Annotated in this window: 16 protein-coding genes and 1 pseudogene; 12 read left to right on the plus strand and 5 right to left on the minus strand. The window is 40.3% G+C overall.

Features of this window, described 5'->3' with window-relative positions; genetic code table 11:
• Positions 1–17: 17 nt before the first annotated feature.
• From FTV38_RS06875 to rapA, 6 genes and pseudogenes are all read left to right on the plus strand, one after another.
• Positions 18–2,759 (plus strand): autotransporter assembly complex family protein, encoded by a 2,742-nt coding sequence (locus tag FTV38_RS06875; RefSeq protein WP_180022031.1) that lies wholly within the window; start codon positions 18–20, stop codon positions 2,757–2,759.
• 21 nt (positions 2,760–2,780) lie between these two features.
• A complete protein-coding gene (locus FTV38_RS06880) occupies positions 2,781–7,301 on the plus strand; it encodes a translocation/assembly module TamB domain-containing protein (protein WP_180022032.1) in 4,521 nt (1,506 codons plus the stop codon).
• 338 nt (positions 7,302–7,639) lie between these two features.
• A pseudogene (locus tag FTV38_RS18045) lies at positions 7,640–7,970 on the plus strand (IS3 family transposase); the annotation flags it as partial.
• Positions 7,971–8,089: 119 nt separating this feature from the next.
• Positions 8,090–8,794: a phosphopantetheine-binding protein gene (locus FTV38_RS06885; protein WP_180022033.1), complete on the plus strand. Its 705-nt coding sequence runs from the start codon at positions 8,090–8,092 to the stop codon at positions 8,792–8,794.
• 133 nt (positions 8,795–8,927) lie between these two features.
• Positions 8,928–9,572, plus strand: coding sequence for an RluA family pseudouridine synthase (locus tag FTV38_RS06890; RefSeq protein WP_180003800.1), 645 nt, complete (start codon positions 8,928–8,930; stop codon positions 9,570–9,572).
• Positions 9,573–9,713: 141 nt separating this feature from the next.
• Positions 9,714–12,551, plus strand: a complete 2,838-nt coding sequence (rapA, locus tag FTV38_RS06895; protein ID WP_180022034.1) for an RNA polymerase-associated protein RapA — start codon at positions 9,714–9,716, stop codon at positions 12,549–12,551.
• Positions 12,552–12,663: 112 nt separating this feature from the next.
• Here the strand turns inward: rapA and FTV38_RS06900 are convergent, their stop codons facing one another.
• Positions 12,664–13,101 carry a hypothetical protein gene (locus tag FTV38_RS06900; protein ID WP_180022035.1) on the minus strand — a complete coding sequence of 146 codons (438 nt, stop codon included), beginning with the start codon at positions 13,099–13,101 and terminating at the stop codon, positions 12,664–12,666.
• A 511-nt stretch (positions 13,102–13,612) separates the two neighbouring features.
• Here FTV38_RS06900 and FTV38_RS06905 point away from each other — a divergent pair.
• Together FTV38_RS06905 and FTV38_RS06910 are read left to right on the plus strand one after the other, a co-directional pair.
• A complete protein-coding gene (locus FTV38_RS06905; protein ID WP_078193592.1) occupies positions 13,613–13,876 on the plus strand; it encodes a PAAR domain-containing protein in 264 nt (87 codons plus the stop codon).
• Between the two features lie 106 nt (positions 13,877–13,982).
• Positions 13,983–14,780 carry an alpha/beta fold hydrolase gene (locus FTV38_RS06910; RefSeq protein ID WP_180022036.1) on the plus strand — a complete coding sequence of 266 codons (798 nt, stop codon included), beginning with the start codon at positions 13,983–13,985 and terminating at the stop codon, positions 14,778–14,780.
• Positions 14,781–14,844: 64 nt separating this feature from the next.
• Here the strand turns inward: FTV38_RS06910 and fabR are convergent, their stop codons facing one another.
• Entirely contained in the window at positions 14,845–15,543 is a 699-nt protein-coding gene (gene fabR, locus FTV38_RS06915) for an HTH-type transcriptional repressor FabR (RefSeq protein WP_078188804.1), read from the minus strand.
• 144 nt (positions 15,544–15,687) lie between these two features.
• Between fabR and FTV38_RS06920 the strand changes: the two genes are divergently transcribed.
• Positions 15,688–16,755, plus strand: a complete 1,068-nt coding sequence (locus FTV38_RS06920; protein WP_180022037.1) for a ferredoxin reductase — start codon at positions 15,688–15,690, stop codon at positions 16,753–16,755.
• A gap of 11 nt (positions 16,756–16,766) precedes the next feature.
• Positions 16,767–17,861 carry an acyl-CoA desaturase gene (locus tag FTV38_RS06925; protein WP_168377711.1) on the plus strand — a complete coding sequence of 365 codons (1,095 nt, stop codon included), beginning with the start codon at positions 16,767–16,769 and terminating at the stop codon, positions 17,859–17,861.
• A gap of 81 nt (positions 17,862–17,942) precedes the next feature.
• Here the strand turns inward: FTV38_RS06925 and FTV38_RS06930 are convergent, their stop codons facing one another.
• The 3 genes from FTV38_RS06930 to FTV38_RS06940 form a co-directional block, all read right to left on the minus strand.
• Positions 17,943–18,146: a hypothetical protein gene (locus FTV38_RS06930; protein ID WP_078188800.1), complete on the minus strand. Its 204-nt coding sequence runs from the start codon at positions 18,144–18,146 to the stop codon at positions 17,943–17,945.
• Positions 18,147–18,322: 176 nt separating this feature from the next.
• Entirely contained in the window at positions 18,323–18,952 is a 630-nt protein-coding gene (locus FTV38_RS06935; protein WP_180022038.1) for an HAD-IB family hydrolase, read from the minus strand.
• On the minus strand, positions 18,919–20,124 hold the full coding sequence (locus FTV38_RS06940; protein WP_180003816.1) for a DUF1615 domain-containing protein: 1,206 nt from the start codon (positions 20,122–20,124) through the stop codon (positions 18,919–18,921). The genes FTV38_RS06935 and FTV38_RS06940 overlap by 34 nt, the downstream gene beginning before the upstream one ends.
• Before the next feature lie 277 nt (positions 20,125–20,401).
• Here FTV38_RS06940 and FTV38_RS06945 point away from each other — a divergent pair, with 277 nt between their 5' ends.
• Together FTV38_RS06945 and FTV38_RS06950 are read left to right on the plus strand one after the other, a co-directional pair.
• The gene (locus tag FTV38_RS06945; RefSeq protein WP_168377709.1) at positions 20,402–20,584 is read left to right on the plus strand and encodes a hypothetical protein; all 183 of its coding nucleotides are present in this window, start codon (positions 20,402–20,404) and stop codon (positions 20,582–20,584) included.
• A 161-nt stretch (positions 20,585–20,745) separates the two neighbouring features.
• Positions 20,746–20,913: an acyl-CoA thioesterase gene (locus tag FTV38_RS06950; protein ID WP_373683444.1), complete on the plus strand. Its 168-nt coding sequence runs from the start codon at positions 20,746–20,748 to the stop codon at positions 20,911–20,913.
• Positions 20,914–21,056 lie beyond the last annotated feature (143 nt).

Here is a 21,056-nt window from a genome sequence, read left to right on the forward strand (position 1 = left end):
ATTTGTTAGAGTTTGCTATGCCTGCAAAAATCAAGTTTAAAAAAACATTGCTTCATCACAGTATAGCTCACTGCATACGACAGCATCATAGCAATAAAAGTCTATATATGAGCATCTTTTTGACCTTGTGTGCTCAGCATAGTTTCGCCCAAACTCCCGCAGAAACGGTTGCAACATCTGCAGATACAAAAGCAGAGATTGTTACTGAAATCAAGGATGAGGCTGTAAAGCAAGGGCTATCGACGCCTGAAGCAATTGAAAAAATTGAAAATATAAATGAGCCGGAAGAATCTGTTGATAGCATGAAAATGCTGCAAGAACAGCAGCAAGCAGGAACACAACTACAAGAATTTAAACCCATTGAGTTTGAAGATTTAGAAAACTTACCCGTGACACCTGTTGATCAAAACATGGCGAATGAAATCTTCCAAGTTGCTGAAGAAGCCAAACGTCAAGCACAGGAGTACCGTGCAACACAGCAAACAGAAATTGCTGTTGCGGATATTACCCAAAAAGAGTTAACGGAAATTAACCAAGCGCCAGTCAATATTGATCAGCTCATGGGTGAAATTCGTTCGGATAATGAAATTACCGCGACACGAAATGAAAATGCCAATACTCTGCAAGAGCTGCATAACCCAACAGTTGAGGATGATGGAGAGCCAGGTATTTTCAAGCGCTTATTATATAAAGTACGTCCGCCACGTCAGATGAATACGGCAAAAGTGCCACGAATTAGTGCGGATGTTGAAATTACCTCAGCACATAACACCAGTCAAACGTCGAGTAAGGCCTACGGTGCGGCACTGGAAGATCTCAAAGCCAATATTAAAGGTAAGCTTTCAGGTTTTACTCAAGAATCCTTTAGTGATTTTCCATCGGCTTTGCCTCAATTACGTAGCTTGTCCAATCAAGCCGCGCAAGCCGTGGGTTTCTATCAATCAGAATTCAAATTTGAAAAAGTCTCTGACAGCAAAGTTCGTGTATTGGTTACACCAAATACGCCTGTGCAAATTGAAAAACAGAATGTTGAATTTTCTGGGGCTGGGGCGAACCAAGCTCAGTTTCAGGTGATTGGTGTATTACCAGATCAGGAAGACGGTGACATTCTTAATCATGGTAAATACGAAACCACGAAACGCCGAATCAATGAGGCAGCGACCAATAACGGTTACTTCGACTCGTATTGGCGTTTACATGATGTAAAAGTGGCGCAACCGCAAAATACTGCCGATATTAATTTGCGCTTTGAGACGGGCGAGCGTTATAAGCTTGGCGCAGTTGAATTTAGAATGAGCGATTCGAATGCAGAGTTTCCATTGGATCGCGATATTTTAGAAAGTTTGGTGACGTGGAAAGACGGTGCTGACTATACTTTCTGGCGTGTGAATGGTTTGGCTAATAACTTGACCAACTCTCGCTATTTTAACTACACCTTGGTTGATTCAATTCGACCAGACCCGATTGAAAAGCCACTTGAATTGCCCCCGGATATTCAAACCTTGGTCGATCAAAATCAGTTGTCTGAAAGTTCACAAGTAGTGAAAGACAAAACGGAAGTGATGTCGAATAAAGAAGTGACGCAAAAAGTGGTTAATGAAGACCAATTTGCGGGGGTGAATGATGCAGAGCAATCCTCTAAATTACGCAGTTTGCAAGATACGCAAGATGCCAAACAAGCAGAACAAGATCGCTTAAAAGCGCAAGCACGCGAAGATAAAAAAGTCCCTGTGATCGTGACACTGAATGCAGACAAGCTGAATAGTGCAGAAATTGGTGCAGGTTTTGGTACTGATACAGGCACACGTGTTCGTGGCCAGTATCGCCGTGCCATTGTAAACAAACGTGGTCATTCTTTTGACGCCAACATGGAAGTATCCAAAATCCGTCAATCGATTGATGGTCGCTATAACATCCCATATAACCACCCATTAAATGACTATGTCAGCTTAGTCGGTGGTTATGAACGTGAAGAACGTGATGATGTCGGTCAAGGTGTTAATCTTTCCATTGAATCTGCTGTAGCGGGTGTGGACCGGATTATTAAAAACCCCCGTGGTAGTTGGCAGCATACATTTGGTTTACGTTATCGTTTGGACCGTATTACTGATGACGGACTTAATCCTAGTGATGACATTCCAGATGCATTCTTGGTGAATACCAACAATGAACAACAGTCCTTGATGTTTGGCTATGAAATTTCTCGAACCGACTCTGATAAACGTGTGAATCCAAGTAAAGGGATAAAGCAAACCTATAAAGTTGAAGTCGGAAGTGAAAGCTTACTTTCGGATGTTGATATGGCGATCTTGAATGCGGGCTGGCGCTTTATTTATTCATTGGGTGAAAATGATAATCACCAGTTCGTGGGGCGCAGTGATGTAGGTTATATTCTGACAGAGAACTTTGATAAAGTTCCTTATAACTTACGCTATTTTACCGGTGGTGACCAAACCATTCGCGGCTTTGACTATAAGAGTTTAGCGGCTGAAGAAGATGGCTATAAAATTGGTGGTCAAGTTTTGGCAACTGGCTCATTAGAATATAACTACCAATTTAAAGAAGGTTGGCGCGCTGCGGTCTTTAGTGACTTTGGTAATGCGTACGATAAAGACTTTAATACACCGACTGCATATAGCGCAGGTGTGGGGATACGTTGGGCTTCTCCAATTGGCCCAATTCGTTTAGATGTCGCTACCGGACTTTCTGACGACAGCAAACCAATTCGTTTACATTTCTTTATTGGTTCACAATTATAATTTTTAGGTGATGTGTTTTTTATGACTGAACAAGAACAGCAAGAACCAGAAAACGAAACGCCGGTAGAGCAACTGCCGAAGAAGCGTCGTATTCTTCGAAGTGTCATTTTGACCTTCGTGTTCGTGCTTATCTTTTTGGTGGCTGCATTGGCGGTCATGTTCTCTACAGACAAAGGCAGTAAGTTTTTACTTGACCGTGTTCTGGAACGTCAGCAAATCATTCACTATGAATATGAAGGTGGTAACCTGTGGCGGGGCATTATTCTACGAAATGTCCTCGTTACGCTAAAACCTGTCGATGTAAAAATTGACCGTGCCGATATTACACTCGGTTGGCGCGCCATTATTAATAAAGAAATTCATTTAAATAAGGCAGATGTGAATAATCTGCAAATTATTACCAAGACCCCACCTAGCGATAAACCTTTTGTATTTAGTGTAATCCGTTTGCCGTTCGTACTTCGTGTCGATCATGCAGATTTAGATCATATGTTGATTAAAACCCATAGTTCAGGTGTGGATTTTTATGATATTGAATTAAATGAAGCGCTTTGGTCAGGGACGGAATTAAAATTTGAAGATACCCGTATGGATATGGGCTATTTATCTGTGCGCCAAGCGTCTGGGAATATGAAATTTGAAGGCAAGTATCCGCTAAATGCTGTGGGGATTGTCAACTTACCTTCACTACGTGAAAGCTTGAACATTCATGATATTCAAGTGGTGGCTAAAGGATCTCTTGATACGATTCAAGCTGGTGTGGCAACTCATACCCCAGATCTTTTAACTGGTTGGGCTGTGGTTCATCCAATGCGTCCACATGTTCCAATGTTTGGTGCACTCAAATTTAAAAACTATCATTTACCTTTACTGACGGAGCAAAAGCTTTTTGCTAAAAATGGTCTGGCAAAATTCAAAGGGGATATTCAGCGTCTTAATTTAGATTTAGACACGGACCTGAGCGGTGCCAATATCCCTGAAGGTAAATATACTGCGCTCATGAGTACGGACTTGGTCAACCAACTTGATATTACTAACCTAAATGGACAAGTAATGGGCGGCGCTGTCAACTTGGGTGGCGTGGTGAGTTGGAAAGATCAGGTCACTTGGGATGTAAGCGGTCGTTTAGATAAAATTAATCCAAAACATAAGCTGATCCCGCAGGTGGTTCAAGATTTTCTACCTGTAAATTTAAACAGTAAGATTGCGTCTAAAGGGACCCTTGAAAAAGGCATGCACCTGACGGCGTTGGTGGATTTTGACCAATATGAAACTTGGAATTTAAAACTCGATCAAGCGCCGGCCAAAAATAATAAAGCTCAGCCGATGCTGATGGATGTGTCTTGGAAAAATATAGACCGTGCAGTGCCATATGTTGGATGGTTGAGTAGTGATTCGGGCAATGTGCAATTGGCGCTTACAGAAGGTCAGCAGAATATTAATGTGGCGACCACAGTGTCAAGACATGAAAAAGGTGCTCTGCCTGCTGGACAATATCAAGCCAAACTGAATCTGAAAAATAACAATCTCAATGTCCCTGCCTTTAGTTATGTGGCCGACAAAGGTCAGCTCAAAGGTAATGCAGTTGTAGAATTGCCTGATCAAAAACGTATGCTGAAATGGCAAGCCAATGTACAAGCACAGCAGTTCAATCCGCAAACCATCGTAGCTGCTGCGCCTGTCGATCAAATTACAGGGTCATTAAAAGCCAATGGTTATGCAAAACCAAATCAACAGATTATTCAGCTGAATAATATTGATTTGTTAGGCCGACTAGCACAGCAAAATGAAACAGTTCATTTAACAGGTAAATCTACTGCTGCGCTGACTTTCCATGATGAGAAACAAGGTGGAGGCTTTAAAGCTTTTGCTGTGAATTATAATGGTGGCCTCAATGCAAGCCAAGTTGCCGCAAGTAAAGGCAGTTTGATTTTCAAAGTATCGGGTACACCTGAATTAATTAAAATAGCCGAGCTACGTCATGATGGCGTGGCAGGTAAAATTTCTGCCAATGGACAAGTTTTACTACAAAAAGCCATTGGTTGGGATATCAATGCATCACTGGTGCATTTTAAGCCGCATTACTTTGCCTCAAATGTACGGGGTGAATTATCTGGAAATTTAAAAACCAGTGGTGTGTGGTCAGATACGCTAAAACGTATTCAAATTGAACGTCTGAATTTGGCAGGTATGATCAATAACAAACCTGTCCGTGGTCAAGGTAACTTGGCGATGGTGATTAATTCAAATCAATCTGGTTTTATGCCAAAACAGTTTGAAGCGAATAATTTACTGTTGGCTTATGCCAATAACCAAATTCAAGCCACAGGTAATGCACAAAATTTACAATTGAAAATTAATGCACCGGCATTATATGAAATTTATGCAGGCCTACGTGGACGTGCTTATGGCTACTTAAATGTTCAAGCACAACCACGACTGCAAGCATCTGCCAATATCGCAATAGATGATTTTGCTTTTAATAATTTATTCAGTGTGAAAAAAATACGGGTGCAAGGCGAGTTGCCAACTTCTGCGACTTCACCAAGTTTATTAACGGCAACGATGGATAATTTACGCAGTAACAACCGTGAGATTGTGAAAGGTCAAATTTCACTAGCAGGAACACGTAATGCGCATTTATTAAAAGTCAGTGCTGAAAATAAATTATCAAAATTTTATGTGCAGTTAGCTGGTGGTTTTAACGCACAAAATAATTGGCTTGGTCAGATTCAAAAAGGCGATTTTGACTCCTTACGTACCCGTCTTGTGCAGCGTCAAAATGCATCGATTATTTACAACACTGCACAGTCTGACTTATTTGTTGGCGCACATTGTTGGATGAGCCAGCAAAGTGAATTATGTTTTGATCAGCCGATTCGTGTGAATAAAAACCGCGGCAATGTATCCTTTGTGACAAAGAACCTAGACTTAAATGATTTTGCAGCATTTATGCCTGAAGGCCTGGCGATCACGGGTAAAGTGAATGGTTATGCGAAAGCGTCTTGGGCGAAAGGTGCAAAACCTAAAATTGATGCACGTTTAGTGACTCGTGACGGTTTACTCGGTTTAGCGGCTGAAGATCCACAGTATTTAGCATCCACTTTAAAATATGATGAAGTAGGTTTGATTGCGAAAAGTGTCACTGAAGGGCTACAAATTCGACTCGATACCAAAGCTCCTGATATTGGTACAGGTTATGCCAATATTATTATTGATCCGTATAAAGCCAATAAACCGATCCGCGGTGAAGTGGCCTTTAACCAAGTTCAATTGAAAATCTTAAAACCATTTATACAAGATGTCCGTTCAATGGGCGGTACGGTGTCTTATGCGGCAAAAATTAGCGGAACATTGTCACAGCCTTTAATGGATGGTGAGATTCGAGTGAAAAATGGCTCGATTAGCATGATTTCATTACCTGTGAACTTGACCAATATTCAGTTGTATTCTGCTGTACGTCAAAACCACGCGACGATTGATGGTGCATTTAATAGTGGTCGTGGTGTGGGCAAATTAACCGGAAATATTGACTGGAAAAATGATCCACGTATCCAGTTGAATTTAACGGGTAATGAAATGTTGGTCCGTCAAGCACCATTGATCACCGCTGTTGTAACGCCTGATTTATCATTAGATGTGCTGCCTTTCAGTAAGAAATTAACATTAAAAGGTAAAATTGATGTGCCGCGCGCATTGATTTCGATGCCGGAATCTTCTGCAACAGTGGTTGGGGTATCTTCAGATGTACGTGTGGTACATGAAGGTGATAACCAACTTGAGATCTTAAAATCGGCACGTCCTTGGGATATTCGCGCTGACGTACAGGTGAACATTGGTAATCAAGTGATTTTCCAAGGTTTTGATAGTCGAATTCCACTGATTGGTCGTTTGAATTTGACACAACGTGGGTTAGAAACAACAATGCGTGCCAATGGTGCAATCGGTGTTTCTCAGCGTGTGAAAATCGAAGCTTATGGTCAAAGTCTGGACTTGAACCGTGCGATTGCCCGTTTTAATGGGCCATTGGCGAACCCTACTTTAGATATTGATGCCAATAAAGCCGTACAAGGCAGTACCGTTGGTGTTCGTGTGACGGGTACAGCATCAAGTCCTGCAATTCAGGTGTATAACGATGCAGGTCTGTCTGAACAAGAAGCCTTAAATGCCTTAATTACAGGTCGTATTAATGAAGGAAGTTCAGGTTTAAGTCAGGCGGAAGGTTTCCGTTCTGATGTGAACAATACGATTGCTGCAGCGGGTATTAGTATGGGCTTGGGTGGTACACGTGCATTGACCAATCAAATTGGTCGTACATTTGGTCTGAGTGGTTTGGCATTGGATGCTCAAGGAACAGGGGATGATACTCAGGTTTCTGTGACGGGTTATATCACACCTGACTTATTCATTCGTTATGGCGTCGGAGTATTTACACCTGTGAATAAATTGACCTTACGTTATCAAATGAATCAACGTTTGTACTTGGAAGCGAGTCAGTCTTTAGAGCGTGCAATTGACTTGTTTTATAATTGGCGTTTCTAAGGTGTTGAATTATAAGTGATAATCTAAGGTTTTAATAAAAATTCTTGTTTATGGCTGATCTAATAATTTTTAGACTAGACAAAAATAGGTCTATAAAGCGGTTTTGTGTAACACAACCCTTTAAGAAAGATCCTACAATCATACATATTTGAAGTGCTTAAAGCGGGTGTAGAGCTATTAAAAAATAAAAGAGGTGTGTTTCCACAAACAGTAGCTCAAACAATTGGCCTCAAAAAAGTATTAAATTTGTTGAGAGAAGGATCAGGAAATTTGGACAATTGACATAAGTATATTTGTCTCCCTAAATGATGTTGTAAACATCAATATATCAGTATTTTATGGCACATGGACCAAGAAGAAATCATTCAAATGATTTTAAAGCTAAGTGAGCATTTGCTGCGATTAAAGCGGAAAAACACTTGTTGAATTAAGTGCTGAATTTGATTTTATCAAAACCAAATTATCGACTGGGAAAATCAATTGATCGCAGCCTCATTGCAAGCTTTCGATCAATTAAAAGCTCTTATAGAACTGCAAATTGATCTAAAAAAAACTACATGCAAAAATCGGCGAGCAGGCATGAAAAAGTGATTTTTCAGAAGGTGTGTTGAAGAAAATGGGGCGCTTCAACCACAAAAGTTAATTTGCAGCTCACTTCAAATTTCAGTTTTAGTTGTCCAACAAGTGAAATCACCTCCAAGTACATCATCATAAGATGAAAGCCACTTTGAGACTCGGTTCTGCGGTAACATAACTGTTGTTCCAACATGAGTTTTTACCGAGCCTGTATGCTTTACCCAATGCCCAAAAAAATCCAATTTATACCATCTCAAGCGAAATGGCAGCTGGCATCAACACAGTCGGTATTGGTTCTGGTTGGCTTACAAAATTTACGCATGCAGCATGGCATACAAGATACGCAGTTGATGGAAAATTTGATCCAACTGATCAATAAAGCCAAAGCATTAGAGATTCCGATTGTTGATTTATATGGTGATGATTTACTTCAAGGCATGCAGCAGCTCGGTGAATATGTAACAACACACCCGCAGCTGATCTTTACAGGGCAAATCACGCCTATGCTGAAACAGATCTTGCCGCATCTATACAGCGTGACAGAGCAAATCTGTATTGTTGATGATGCAATTGCACTGAATAATCAGGAACAGCATATTCAGTGGGTGGACTCCATTTCAGATCAAGGTATCCATCACATGAGTAGTTATAATCTGTTGCGGCTTTGGAATCTGTCAGCGCCAACGGAATTCGTCTTGTCGGCCAAAGGCATATTATTGGCTATTGCAGAGCAGTTAGATATGGACGCATTGGAAATAGATCCCTTAATCGATTTACGCAGTTATGGGCTCGATTCCATTGCCATGGTCAGCTTAATTGGGTTGTGGCGTGCCAATGGTGCAAACATCCGTTATGAAGACTTTTTAGATGATGCAAGTCTAAAAGCATTGCTAGAAAAATTGCTCAGTACAGACTAAACAAAGCCAATTGGAATTGTTTTTGTTCTAAATCGGAAAATACGTCGGGAAATATGCCTTTGTGCATTGTAATTGTTGGCTAAGCTTTTTATTATTGCCGCCTTGTTTTTCGAGATCAGAACTGGATTGAACTTTGAGTAATTTTCTAACCGAACACCTGATACATCGTGACACTGACTTTATGGTGATCCATAAACCAGCAGGTTTACTCACAGTTCCGGGAAAAACAGCAGATTTACAAGACTGTGTTATCAATCGATTATTAAAAATTGAACCGAATACCTTGCTCATCCATCGTTTGGATCGTGATACCTCAGGTATTTTGGTTTTTGCATTAACCCGTCAAGGGCAAAATCGAATTTCACGCCAGTTCCAAGAACGTCAAACTTCAAAAACATATCAGGCATTGGTTGCGGGTACGCTCGAAGGTGAAGGTACTGTCGATGTACCGGTCATATATGACCCAGAACATCCGCCACTGCATATTGCCGATCCTGCACACAATAAGCCTGCGCTTACGCATTGGAAAGCCACTGAACATTTTGAGATTCAGGGGCAAGCCGTAACACGTGTAGTGTTAACGCCTATTACCGGTCGATCACATCAGCTTCGTGTTCATATGCAATATTTAGGTCATCCTATTGTAGGTGATACTTTGTATGCAACACCTGAGCAACAGCAGCTGATGCCGCGCTTATGTTTACATGCTGAGCGCTTGAGTTTTAACCATCCTGAAACTGAGCAAACAGTGGAATTTCACTGTCCCGTACCATTTTAGGAAAATCATTTAAATCCCTAAGAATTCTGCTCACTATTTAGTGGGCTTTATGTCAAAATATATTGCTTTATGGTCTAGATTTTTGCTCAAATAACGTTCACAGTTTGAGCATAATATTTTCAGACCGAACTTGAGAAAAAGGTGGAAAAATTGCAGCAGTTTGCTATTGGTCAACGTTGGTTATCAGATACAGAAACGGAACTGGGTTTAGGTGTTCTTATTGATGTTGATGAGCGATCGGTCAGCATTTTATTCCCGAAAAGTGATGAAACTCGTGTCTATGCCCGTCACAATGCACCTTTATCTCGTATTGTTTTCAATGTAAATGACGAAGTCCAAGACCAAGAAGGTCAAATTTGGACTGTTGAATCTCTTGAAGACCGTGGTGGTGTGGTTCGTTATAACGCGGTACGTAAACTTGCCGATGGCACAGAAGAGCGTAAAGCACTGAATGAAACACGTATTGGTGCAAGTATTCAGTTAGCAAAACCATTAGATCGTTTGCTTGCAAGCCAAGTGGACTATAAAGAATGGTATGACCTGCGTATCGAAGCACTGCTTCTTCAAGCCAATATGAAGTCTAGCCCTCTACGTGGCTTGGTAGGTTCACGTGTGGGTCTCATTCCACACCAACTGTATATTGCGCATGAAGTGGGTAAACGTTTTGCTCCACGTGTATTACTTGCTGACGAAGTTGGTCTGGGTAAAACCATCGAAGCCGGTCTGATCATTCATCAGCAACTCAAAACGGGTCGTTCAGAACGTATCTTGGTCTTAGTACCTGATTCATTGCAATATCAATGGATGATTGAAATGCGTCGTCGTTTCAATCTTGAGTTCTCATTATTTGACTTGACGCGTACAGCTTCGATTAAAGAACACGATCCAGACCTCAACCCATTCTTAACTGAACAATGCATCATTGCCAGTGTCGATTTGATGATCGACCATGATGACTTGCGTGAACAAGCGCTTGAAGCTGGTTTTGATTTGCTCGTGGTCGATGAAGCCCATCATTTAATGTGGTCAGAAGAAGAAGGCGGCAATGACCGTTATGACCTTGTTGAAGAACTTGCTGAAAAAACTCCGGGTGTCTTGTTATTAACCGCAACACCTGAACAATTAGGTGTGGAAAGTCACTTTGCTCGTTTACGTCTACTTGATCCACAACGTTTTAGTTCGCTTGATCGTTTCTTGGATGAAGAAGAGCAGTATCACCAAACAGCTAAAATTGCTGAAGTGCTGATGTCTGATCTGCCACTCGAAGAAGGGCATTTGGCAGCGATTGAAAGCCTATTAGGTCATCGAATTACTGACGAGCCAGAACAACGATTCCGTGCTATTCATGAGTTATTAGACCGTCATGGTACTGGTCGTATTTTATTCCGTAATACCCGTGAAGCGATTCAAGGCTTCCCAGGTCGTGACTGTCAGCCTGCACCATTACCTGCACCAGAAAACTGGTCTAAAGATGGCAAACTACGTGAACAAATGTGGCCTGAAGAAGCGCAGCTTGATGGCTCGTGGATGGAAACTGACCCACGTGTGATGTGGTTGATGGAACGTCTGCGTACAGACCTGAAACACAAAAAAGTGTTATTGATTGCACGCAGTGGTCCAGTGGTTGAGTCTTTAGAAAATGTACTTCGTTTGCATGCGGGTATTCGCACAGCGATGTTCCATGAAGGCATGAGTTTATTAGAACGTGACCAAGCAGCGGCTTACTTTGCGGAAGAGTCATACGGTGCGCAAATTTTACTTTGTTCAGAAATTGGTTCTGAAGGTCGTAACTTCCAGTTTGCATCGGACTTAGTTTTGTTTGACTTGCCTGCAAACCCAGACGTACTTGAACAACGTATTGGTCGTTTAGACCGTATTGGTCAAGAAAATCGTATTCAAATTCATGTGCCTTATCTGGTTGGCACTGCGCAAGAGCGTATGTTCCGTTGGTATAACGAAGCATTAAATATTTTCTGTAATATCTCGCCGACTGCGCAAACCTTACAAGAAAACTTCATTGTCAATCTGAAAGATTGTTTGTTGGCAGATAAAGGTCAAGAGTTTGAAGATTTGCTCGAAGCGGTGAGTGTACAACGTGAAGCACTTGAAGCTGAACTTCAAGAAGGTCGTGACCGTTTACTTGAGTACAACTCTTGCCGTCCAATTGTAGCGCAAGAAATTGTCACTGCACTTGAAGACTACGACGACAATACAACCTTACCAATGTTTATGAAGCGCTTCATGGCGTCTACAAACATTGATTTTGATGAGCAAAGTAATGGTACCGTGATCATCAAACCTACGGATCAAATGCAAGTTCAAGGTCTGACTTTGGACGAAGAAGGTATGACGGCGACGTTCTATCGTGACCAAGCACAGATTCGTGAAGATGCTCAGTATTTAACACTTGAGCATCCATTCACTGAAAGTGTGATGGAAATGATTAATACACAAAGCTTTGGTAGTACTAACGTTGCTGTATTGAAATCAGCAGCTTTACCACAAGGTTCTGTGTTAATGGAAGTGTGGTTTAAAGTCGATGTCGTTGCACCGAAAGCACTGAATTTGCCGTCAAGTTTGCCACAACAGTTGGTTCGTGTATTACTAAGCGAAAAAGGTCAGGATTTATCGCAAAAAATTGCACCTGAAATTTTACGTCCTTATTTACATCATCTTGATGGTAACAGTTGCCGCCAAGTGGTTAAGGCGCGTCGTGATGTCATTGAACAGCGTTATACGCAAGCGCTTGAAATTGCTCGTGGTGCATTACCGGGCTTTAAACAACAAGCCAAAGAAATCTATGGTAGCAAATGGCAGTATGAAATTGACCGTTTGACTTATTTGAAGCAGTTCAACCCAAGTATTCGTGAAGATGAAATTGCACGTTTACAAAAACTGCAAAAAGAAGGTTTAACACTGCTTGATGGTCTGGCGGTTACACCAGAAGCAATTCAAATTATGGTAGTGGTTAAGCCATAAGTTAAGAATCTTCAAAAAGCACCTTCGGGTGCTTTTTTTTATGGCTAAAAATATAACTGCAAAATTAATCACGACAGATTTACGCTAAATCTAAGTTTTGTATTGTTTATTTTTAATCTAAATTGTCGACATCAGCATAAAAAAAGTAACTATTCTTCAGCAATTCTACAGCTTGATCAAAGTCTTCATGTTCATCCAACATATAAAATATGGCTTCGAGCTTTGTATAGTCCGGATGATTTTTTGCTAACTGAATTTGGATCGTACATCGGTCTGCTTGGCTGCGTGTTGCATAATGAGCAGTAAGTAAATCAAAGTTGATGTCAATGCATAGCGGCTGTTTTAAGGCAATGGCACCAAAATAAGCATGTATTTCAGGTAATAAACGTAAGACTAAATCAGCCTCTTTGCTTTCCGCCACGATTAGCTCTGGGTCTGCGGTCTTACACAAAGCGAGTACTTCAGTTAACAGGGTTGAGTCATCTAGTGTATGGTCTAACACGATGACTTTTTGCGGTTGGGTTAAATCGAAGTCATTTATTAAAATCATAAAACCTCCTGAAAATAGAATGGTTATGCTTTATTTATCTGCTTTATAAAATGAAAAGGTGCTACGTTTCGAATCTAAAATTTTCTAAAAATGGTTTTGGATAATGTGTTTAGTCTAAGAACGTTCTAAAGTTAATCATGGCGTAGAAATGCAACATTTTTTGATTCGTAGCTCAGTTAAATATGAAATTGTTAATATAGGGCGCTACGCTTCATGCTCATTGCTAGACCCAATATACATGCTTTGATTAGTAAAAGAATCGGCGTCGCGACATAAACTGTCGTTATTGATATCGATTGAATCCTGAAAGTGAAATGATTAAATGTATTCGGACATATAGCGATAGCATCATATTCAAATGATTGATCACGAACTGTCTTAATGTCGTGTTTTGATGCTTTAGTTAAGTAAAGTTTTGCTTGGTTAAATTTATACGTCGATGCTAGCGAGTTGAGGGCAGTTCCGTTAAAATGCTTCAAATTTCAGCAGTTCGTTAGAAGAAAATAAAAATATGAAATCCTTAATTACCTTAGGTAGTAAAACATCACACGGTGGTGTGGTTTCAGAATGTGAACCTTCATTTGTGATTAATGGTATTGCGGTGCATTTAAATGGCATGAAACATTATTGCCCGAAATGCAATTCGACTGTGGCTGCGATCGCGGCAGATCAAAGTACAACGGTAAAGGGGCGTGGTGTTGTGGTTGCTGGAGATAAAACCACATGTGGCGCAACCTTCTTACCAAATCAATCAATGGTCGGTTCACAAAAATAATCTGCAAACTGACTTTTAGGTCATCTAGATAAGCTCTTTGAGTCCTGTTTAAATCGTATTGATCTCTTTATGATGGGTCATCATCAGTTGATTGGATGAGTTTTAGATGAAAAGCGCGATCCATTTTACCCATGCCAATGGTATTCCTGCCGCGAGTTATCGAAAGTTTTTATCCTACTTTTCACCGCAATTTGATGTGAAGGCGATTCCGCTGATTGGTATGGATGAGCGCTATCCGATCACCAAAGATTGGCGATATTTGGTCGATCAAGTCATCGCAGATATTGAGCACCAATTTCCAAAGCAACAAGTGATTGGGCTAGGGCATTCTTTTGGCTCTTTAGTCACCCTGATGGCGGCTTATAAACGTCCAGATTTGTTTTCACAACTGATTATTATGGATCCACCTTTTGTAATCGGTCCTAAGTCCGCCATTTTTGAAGGCATGCAAAAATTAAAGCTCAAAACTGTCGATAAAATCACGCCTGCGGCGATTACGCTGAAGCGCAATGACCATTGGTTAAACTTGGATGAAGCCTATACGGCACTTAGAAACAATCGTTTATTTAAAAGTTTTGATCCGCAATGTTTTGAGGATTATTTTGCACAAGGCATTCAAGCTGATGAAAAACGCGGTGGCGTGACCCTCAGCATTCCAAAAGCCGTCGAAGCACAAATTTTCCGTACAGTGCCTGCATGGTGGTGGCGTACCCCACGGAAAGCCCCTCAAATGCCTGTACACCTTATCACCGCAAATGACAGCCATTTTTATAAACAAGGTTTGCCTGACGGAATGAAGAAAACCTATGGTATAGATTATAGTGTGGTTGATGGTGGGCACATGTTTCCACTTGAGCAGCCGAAACAGACAGCGCTACACGTCATGCAGTACTTACAGCATTAGAAAAATATATTTTGCTCATAAAAAAGGAGACCTGAACGTCTTCTTTTTTTCTCACCGTTAATTTTTAGCGAATTTGGGCTTCGTCTAGATGGCGAGCACCTTCCAATATCATACGAATCATAATCATGGTTTGTTCGGCAACTTCTTTGCGTTGTTCTGTCGGTAGATCAATGACTTTCGCACCCATGTTAAACACCAATTGGGTAATACCACGTGCCACGATGTCAGGATGAGCCAACTTGCTCTGATTTAAACGCTCTAGGACGATTAAATCTTCTCTTAATTCTTGTTGGAAATAGTTGAGTTGACGCTCAACTGCATTTTTATAAGAATGCGAACCAGTATAGCCTTCACGAAGCAACAGGCTTAAGTTGCCTTCATCGGCATCTAGCTGCTGAATAAATACTTCAACTGAACTACGAATAATACTGCTTTGGCGTGATGCCTGAAGGCGTGCTTCATGCAAAATTTGACGTAACACACCGCCAGCTCGATCAATCAACTCAATGGCTAATTCATCAATATCTTTGAAATGACGATAGAAACTATTTGGAGCAATGCCAGCTTCACGTGCAACTTCACGCAAACTCAGTGATGAAATACTTTTTTGTGGACCAATTAAATTAAGCGCTGCCTGAAACAGTTCTTCCTTGGTAATTGTTGCTTTACGACCTACAGTGCGAACTGTAAGTGGAGTTTCAGCTTCAGAATGTAAATCTTCCTGGTACATGTTAACCATATTCGTCTGTGCAGACTGAGTCATATTTTTTAATAGATTAAAAACATTAACATATTATAGCGTCTGCTAATAGCTTTTGTGAAAATGTCGATTAAATGCACAAGCGTATATACAAATATATATACATGTGTATAATAATTAAAAACCTCCCATGAGTTGTATTTGATTATGCATGTACTCGAAAAAGCGAAAAAGCCTTTAAACGCAATCAAAGACAGTGTTGTAGACGTCAATGCGGTAAATTTCTGGTTGCAGAAATTTAATCCGTTATGGTCTGGTAATCAGGCACTCGGCAAAATTGTACAAAAAGAAAATGCAGCAAATGAGATGGTCAGCCTAACCATACAGGTGAACCGTTTATTTAAAATTGGCGAAGCTGGTCAGCATCATCCTGTTTTTGCTCGCGTAAATGGTATCCGTTACGAACGTACTTATAGTTTGACTCAGTTAGATGATCAACACGTATTGCTTAGTGTAAAAAAAGTGAATACGGGTATTGTGAGTACTTGGCTCGTAGAACAAGCGCAAGTGGGCGATATCTTAGAATTTGGTCAGCCTTTTGGTGATATGACTTTGGTGTCAAATTCTGCGCCGTTGCTACTATTGGCTGCGGGTAGTGGTATTACGCCAATGTTAAGTTTGTTGAAAACGATGAGCAAAACCAAGAAAATTGCGGAGCAACCAATTCAGTTAATGTATTGGGTTAAGTATCACGATGATGCCGCATTCAAATTACGCTTCGAAGCTTTGGCAAATCAATATCCAAACTTTAAATTTCAAATTTTCTTTACCCAAGAAGAAGTTGCTGATCCACGATTAAATGCCGCTCACGCTGCTCAAATTGACGACATTGAGCACAGTACTGTGTTTGCATGTGGTCCATCGGGTTTCGTCACTCAGGCCGAAGCGTTATTTGATCATGCACAATGCTTTATGAGTGAAGCATTTAGCATGAGCCCAATTGCAACGGATGAGATTGGCTTTGTGAATGTCACACTTACACAATCCAATAAAACCGTCAGTATTCCAAAAGGCCAATCAATTTTAGCCAGTCTTGAGCAGCAAAATATCAAACTAAATCACGGTTGCCGTATGGGCATTTGTAATAAATGTGCCTGCAATAAAGTGGAAGGTTCGACTAAAAATATGGTCAATGGTAGCCAAAATACAGAGCCGGGTAATTTACTCAAAATTTGTGTGAACTCAGCACAGTCAGATCTTGTTATTGATTTATAAGGTAGAAAAATATGAACATGCCTGTAAAAATTGAATATTTTAAAAATCCCAAAAACCGTGAGTTAACCCAATCGCAATTAGACGAACTTGCGCGTGAGCTTGATGCGATTAAGCAAGAAGTTTTAGATGACTTAGGTGAAAAAGACGCGAAATACATTCGCCGTGTGTATTCGACAGTTCGTTATTCATCTATGGCGGGTCGTGCTTTATTGTTTGCAGGTTGGTTCCCACCAGCGTGGATTTTGGGCACAGGTCTTTTAGGTTTTGCCAAAATCATGGAAAACATGGAATTGGGTCATAATGTCATGCATGGTCAATATGACTGGATGAATGATCCTAAATTCAATGGTCAGACCTACGAATGGGATATCGTAGGGACAGCAGATAACTGGCGCCAAACTCACAATTTTAAACATCATACCTATACCAACATTAAAGGTATGGATGATGATATTGGTTATGGTCTCGTTCGTTTGTTCCCAGAACAGCGTTGGAAGCCGGGCTATCTATTACAACCGATTTATAGCATTCCATTTTGCTTATTGTTCCAATGGGGTGTTGCCATTCAAAACCTTGAATTGGGTAAATACTTCAAAGGTCGTAAAACAAAACAGCAAACCAAAGAAGAATGGAAACCAATGCAAGCCAAAATCGGCAAGCAATTATTTAAAGACTATGTGTTCTTCCCGCTTATTGCAGGGCCTGCAGCATTACCGGTGCTTACAGGGAACCTAGTGGCGAATGGTCTTCGTAATATTTGGACGTTTAGTATTATTTTTTGTGGTCACTTTACCAAAGATGTTGAAGTTTTCCCGAAAAAAGTACTTGAAAATGAAAGCCGTGGACATTGGTACATGCGTCAAATTCGTGGTTCTTCAAACCTTACCGGTTCAGAAGCATTTCATATTTTGACAGGGCATTTAAGCCATCAGATCGAACACCATTTATACCCTGACGTTCCTGCACGTCGTTATCGTAAAATGGCGCCAAAAGTGCAGGCGGTCTGTGAAAAATATGGTTTGAACTATAACAACGCAAGTTTAGTGAAACAGTACGGCAGTGTACTAAAACGTATTGTGAAATATGCGTTTCCATTTAAAAAGTAATAAACGCTACACTAAATTTACGGGAAAAAAAGCCATGCAATTGCATGGCTTTTTTATATTAACTTTGGGGAAATATCCATTTTACTTTTTGATATGTAATTTGAGGATCTTAATCAAATTCATATAATTTCCTTTTTTAGCCATACGAATGACCAATTCAATTTCTTCTTTCGTCCACATCTGGCGAGTGGCTGAGAAGGCAAATTGAGCAAGGAGAACAAATGGATTTTCGCCAAATTTAATATGGAGGCCTTTGACATATTTCGGTGGATTGAATTGATTCATATTCTTTTCCCGCTTTTAATATTTGACCGCATTATTTCTAATTAATGAGAAAAATAGCACACTATAAAGTCAAAATAAAAGCAGAATTTTCAAAATTTAATCATATATTAGAGCGACTTAAATTTAAGTTTGTGATTGTTAACTTTGATTAATAAACCAAACTAAATCACTCGACTTTAGTTGAGTTCAGGTAGGCGTTTATCCTTTCCATTCATGAAATGGTGGGTGGCCAATTCAAACATAGCGAGGTCTTCATCGCTATTTCCATAGGCATAAACATACTCGTAGTCTTGAAGGTTAAATTGTTCCAAAACTCGAATTTTCTTTTGCTCACCACTACAGTCTAAGGTTTGATACAAACCAGTCAGTATTTGGTCATTGGCTGCTGTTTCGGTGCAAATCAGTTTGACCCCGAGCTTTTCGGCGACAGGTTTAAGATATAAATCGACGGATGCAGAAACCAATACGACTTCATGACCGCGTTTTTGGTGTTGCTGTAATTGTTCATATAGCGAAGGATTGAGTTCCGCCATCAAATGTTCAGCATATTGTGCTGCTTGATTTAAAACCTGCTCATGATTGGCTTGGCTAAACATTGCGGCATATAGGCGAGGACGCATTGCATGGGCAGGATATAGCTTGAGATAATAGCCTTGAATCCAAGGGAGAATTTTAATCCCTTGGCGCACGATATGCCGTTTAGGCAGGGAATAGAAGATGAACCCTGTAAAACTGTCTTTATTACACAGGGTTCCGTCAAAATCGAATAAGGCTAGAGTTTTAGGTTTTTGATGCGGCGCATGCATGTTTGATAACGTCCATCGACTCGTGTGGCAAACCAATTGGTATTGTAATCACGGCTTAATTTCGGCCCAGAAATTACGACTTCAGGCATCATGGCATAAAACGGTTCTTTACCAGTCTTTTCTTGGTACAACTTTTTGACCGCTTTATACGTCAAAGTATCTTCGAAGTCCTGATCTTTTTCTTTTTTAAGATCTGAACGAATTTGACGTGGCGTTGCAATTACATTGTTTTCTGCAAAAACGGCAATCAGCGCAGTTTCAGACTGGCTTTTTGCTGAACGTGGAGAACCATCTTTATTATAAAGTAAGAGGTCACCATCTAAGCCGAGCTCAGCAGGGGTTAAGTCATTCAACATGCTTTGGAATGCCGCATTACGACTCGAATAACGACCCGAGTTATAATCTGCAAAACGATAAATCGGTTTGTCATATTCAGCTGGATACATCATTAAACGGTGGATGCCGTAATACAAACCGCCATATTGGCTATACATGTCAGTACGTAGAGCAGCAATATTTCCACCTTGGCGTTTGTGGTCTTTGGCATAGCCTATATGAACTTGCATCGAACCCAAAGTGGTAATGGGGTTGAGCTTTTCACCAATATCTTGTCCAACCAGTTTCGCTGCGCCCGTCAAAGCACTCACGTGATAATGTTTAGACATATAGTCAAAAATTTCACGATATAACTCGTCTAGTTCACGTTCAGTTTGTACACGGCGCATTTGGCTCAGATAGTTATCTTCTGGACTCGGTTGATTTTTTAACACATCTTGGAAATAGCCAGCGACTGTACCACCGATGCCATCACCCAATTTATCTTTAAACTTTTCTTCAAGACGATCTTGAACTTCTTTGACGGCTTTTTCACCGAGTCCCGGCACATGCGGGTCGGCAACAAAATTGGACTCTTGATCGACTACAGCAACAATCGTACAAACATTTTCTTTCGTGGTTGGAATACCGAGCTGATCACTAATGTCGTAGATATCATTGGCCCATGACAGACGTTCATTCACGCGAGGTGGAATGGCTTTTTTGATCTGTTCCGCTTCCATAGTGGGTTCATCTTTGCTCCACCATGAACCATTACCACAGGCAGCCAAGCCAATGGATAAAGCCAGTACAGAAAGGGATTTAAAGCATAATGTGGTCGAAAAAGTTTTGTTCATATTTTCCAATAAACTCAGCCATATGGGGGCGACAAAGCAGGTGCAGTATACTATGCAAAATACATAAGTAATGAATAAATATGTATATGCCTCATAGGGGACTGTCAATCTATTTATGGAGATCTACGCGTGTAAAAACAAGCAGTTCTGTCAGGATGATTGGAAAAAGAATGCTTTTTGAGCTAAATAGATGAATATTCCAATATCATTTTCAACAGATTATAAAAAATGCAGGTATATACTAGCTGAAATCCATAAATTTTTTAAGGGGATTATTATGCCAGCTAAATTTTTCAGTCGTTTCTTGGGTTTGATTGCGTTAGTTATGGTATTGGGGGCAATCATTATTAACTTTGTTGTGGCTAAACCGATGGTGGAATATTGGATCTTACTCTTACTACCTTGTTTTGCCGTTCCAATTTTAACCTCAGTGATGATCACGAAGGATGAAAATCTTTAACATCATCGTTCAGTAAATCTATATTTCAATCCAATAGATGATGAATACTCAGTCTGTGCAAAAAGCTCACATCGGGTGGGCTTTTTGTTGATGTGTCTAAAGTATTTTATACTGTGCAAATGAGAAATTTAAAACGCCAGCACAAATTAAAGGTATCAAACGTGATTTGGTCAACTGAACAAGATGCCGTGTTGATCGAACATGCAGATTTAGCTATGTCTGAATTAATCCAGCACTTGGGATTTAGTGAAGAAGACATTTTACAAAGAAAAAAAGTATTGGGTTTAAACCGGCGGGCACGTCAAATTCAACGTTTATATTTTAAATAATTGAAATCAAATTCATTAGATCTCTTTCATAAATCAAAAAACGATCTTCTTTTTGGTTAATATTTGCACTCCGGATTTCTTAGCATTCGTGCATAATCTGCGGATGAAATACATCGATTCAAACAAGCTTTCTGATCCTCAGT

This window comes from Acinetobacter sp. YH16044 (genome assembly GCF_013417145.1).
GTDB lineage: Bacteria > Pseudomonadota > Gammaproteobacteria > Pseudomonadales > Moraxellaceae > Acinetobacter > Acinetobacter amyesii.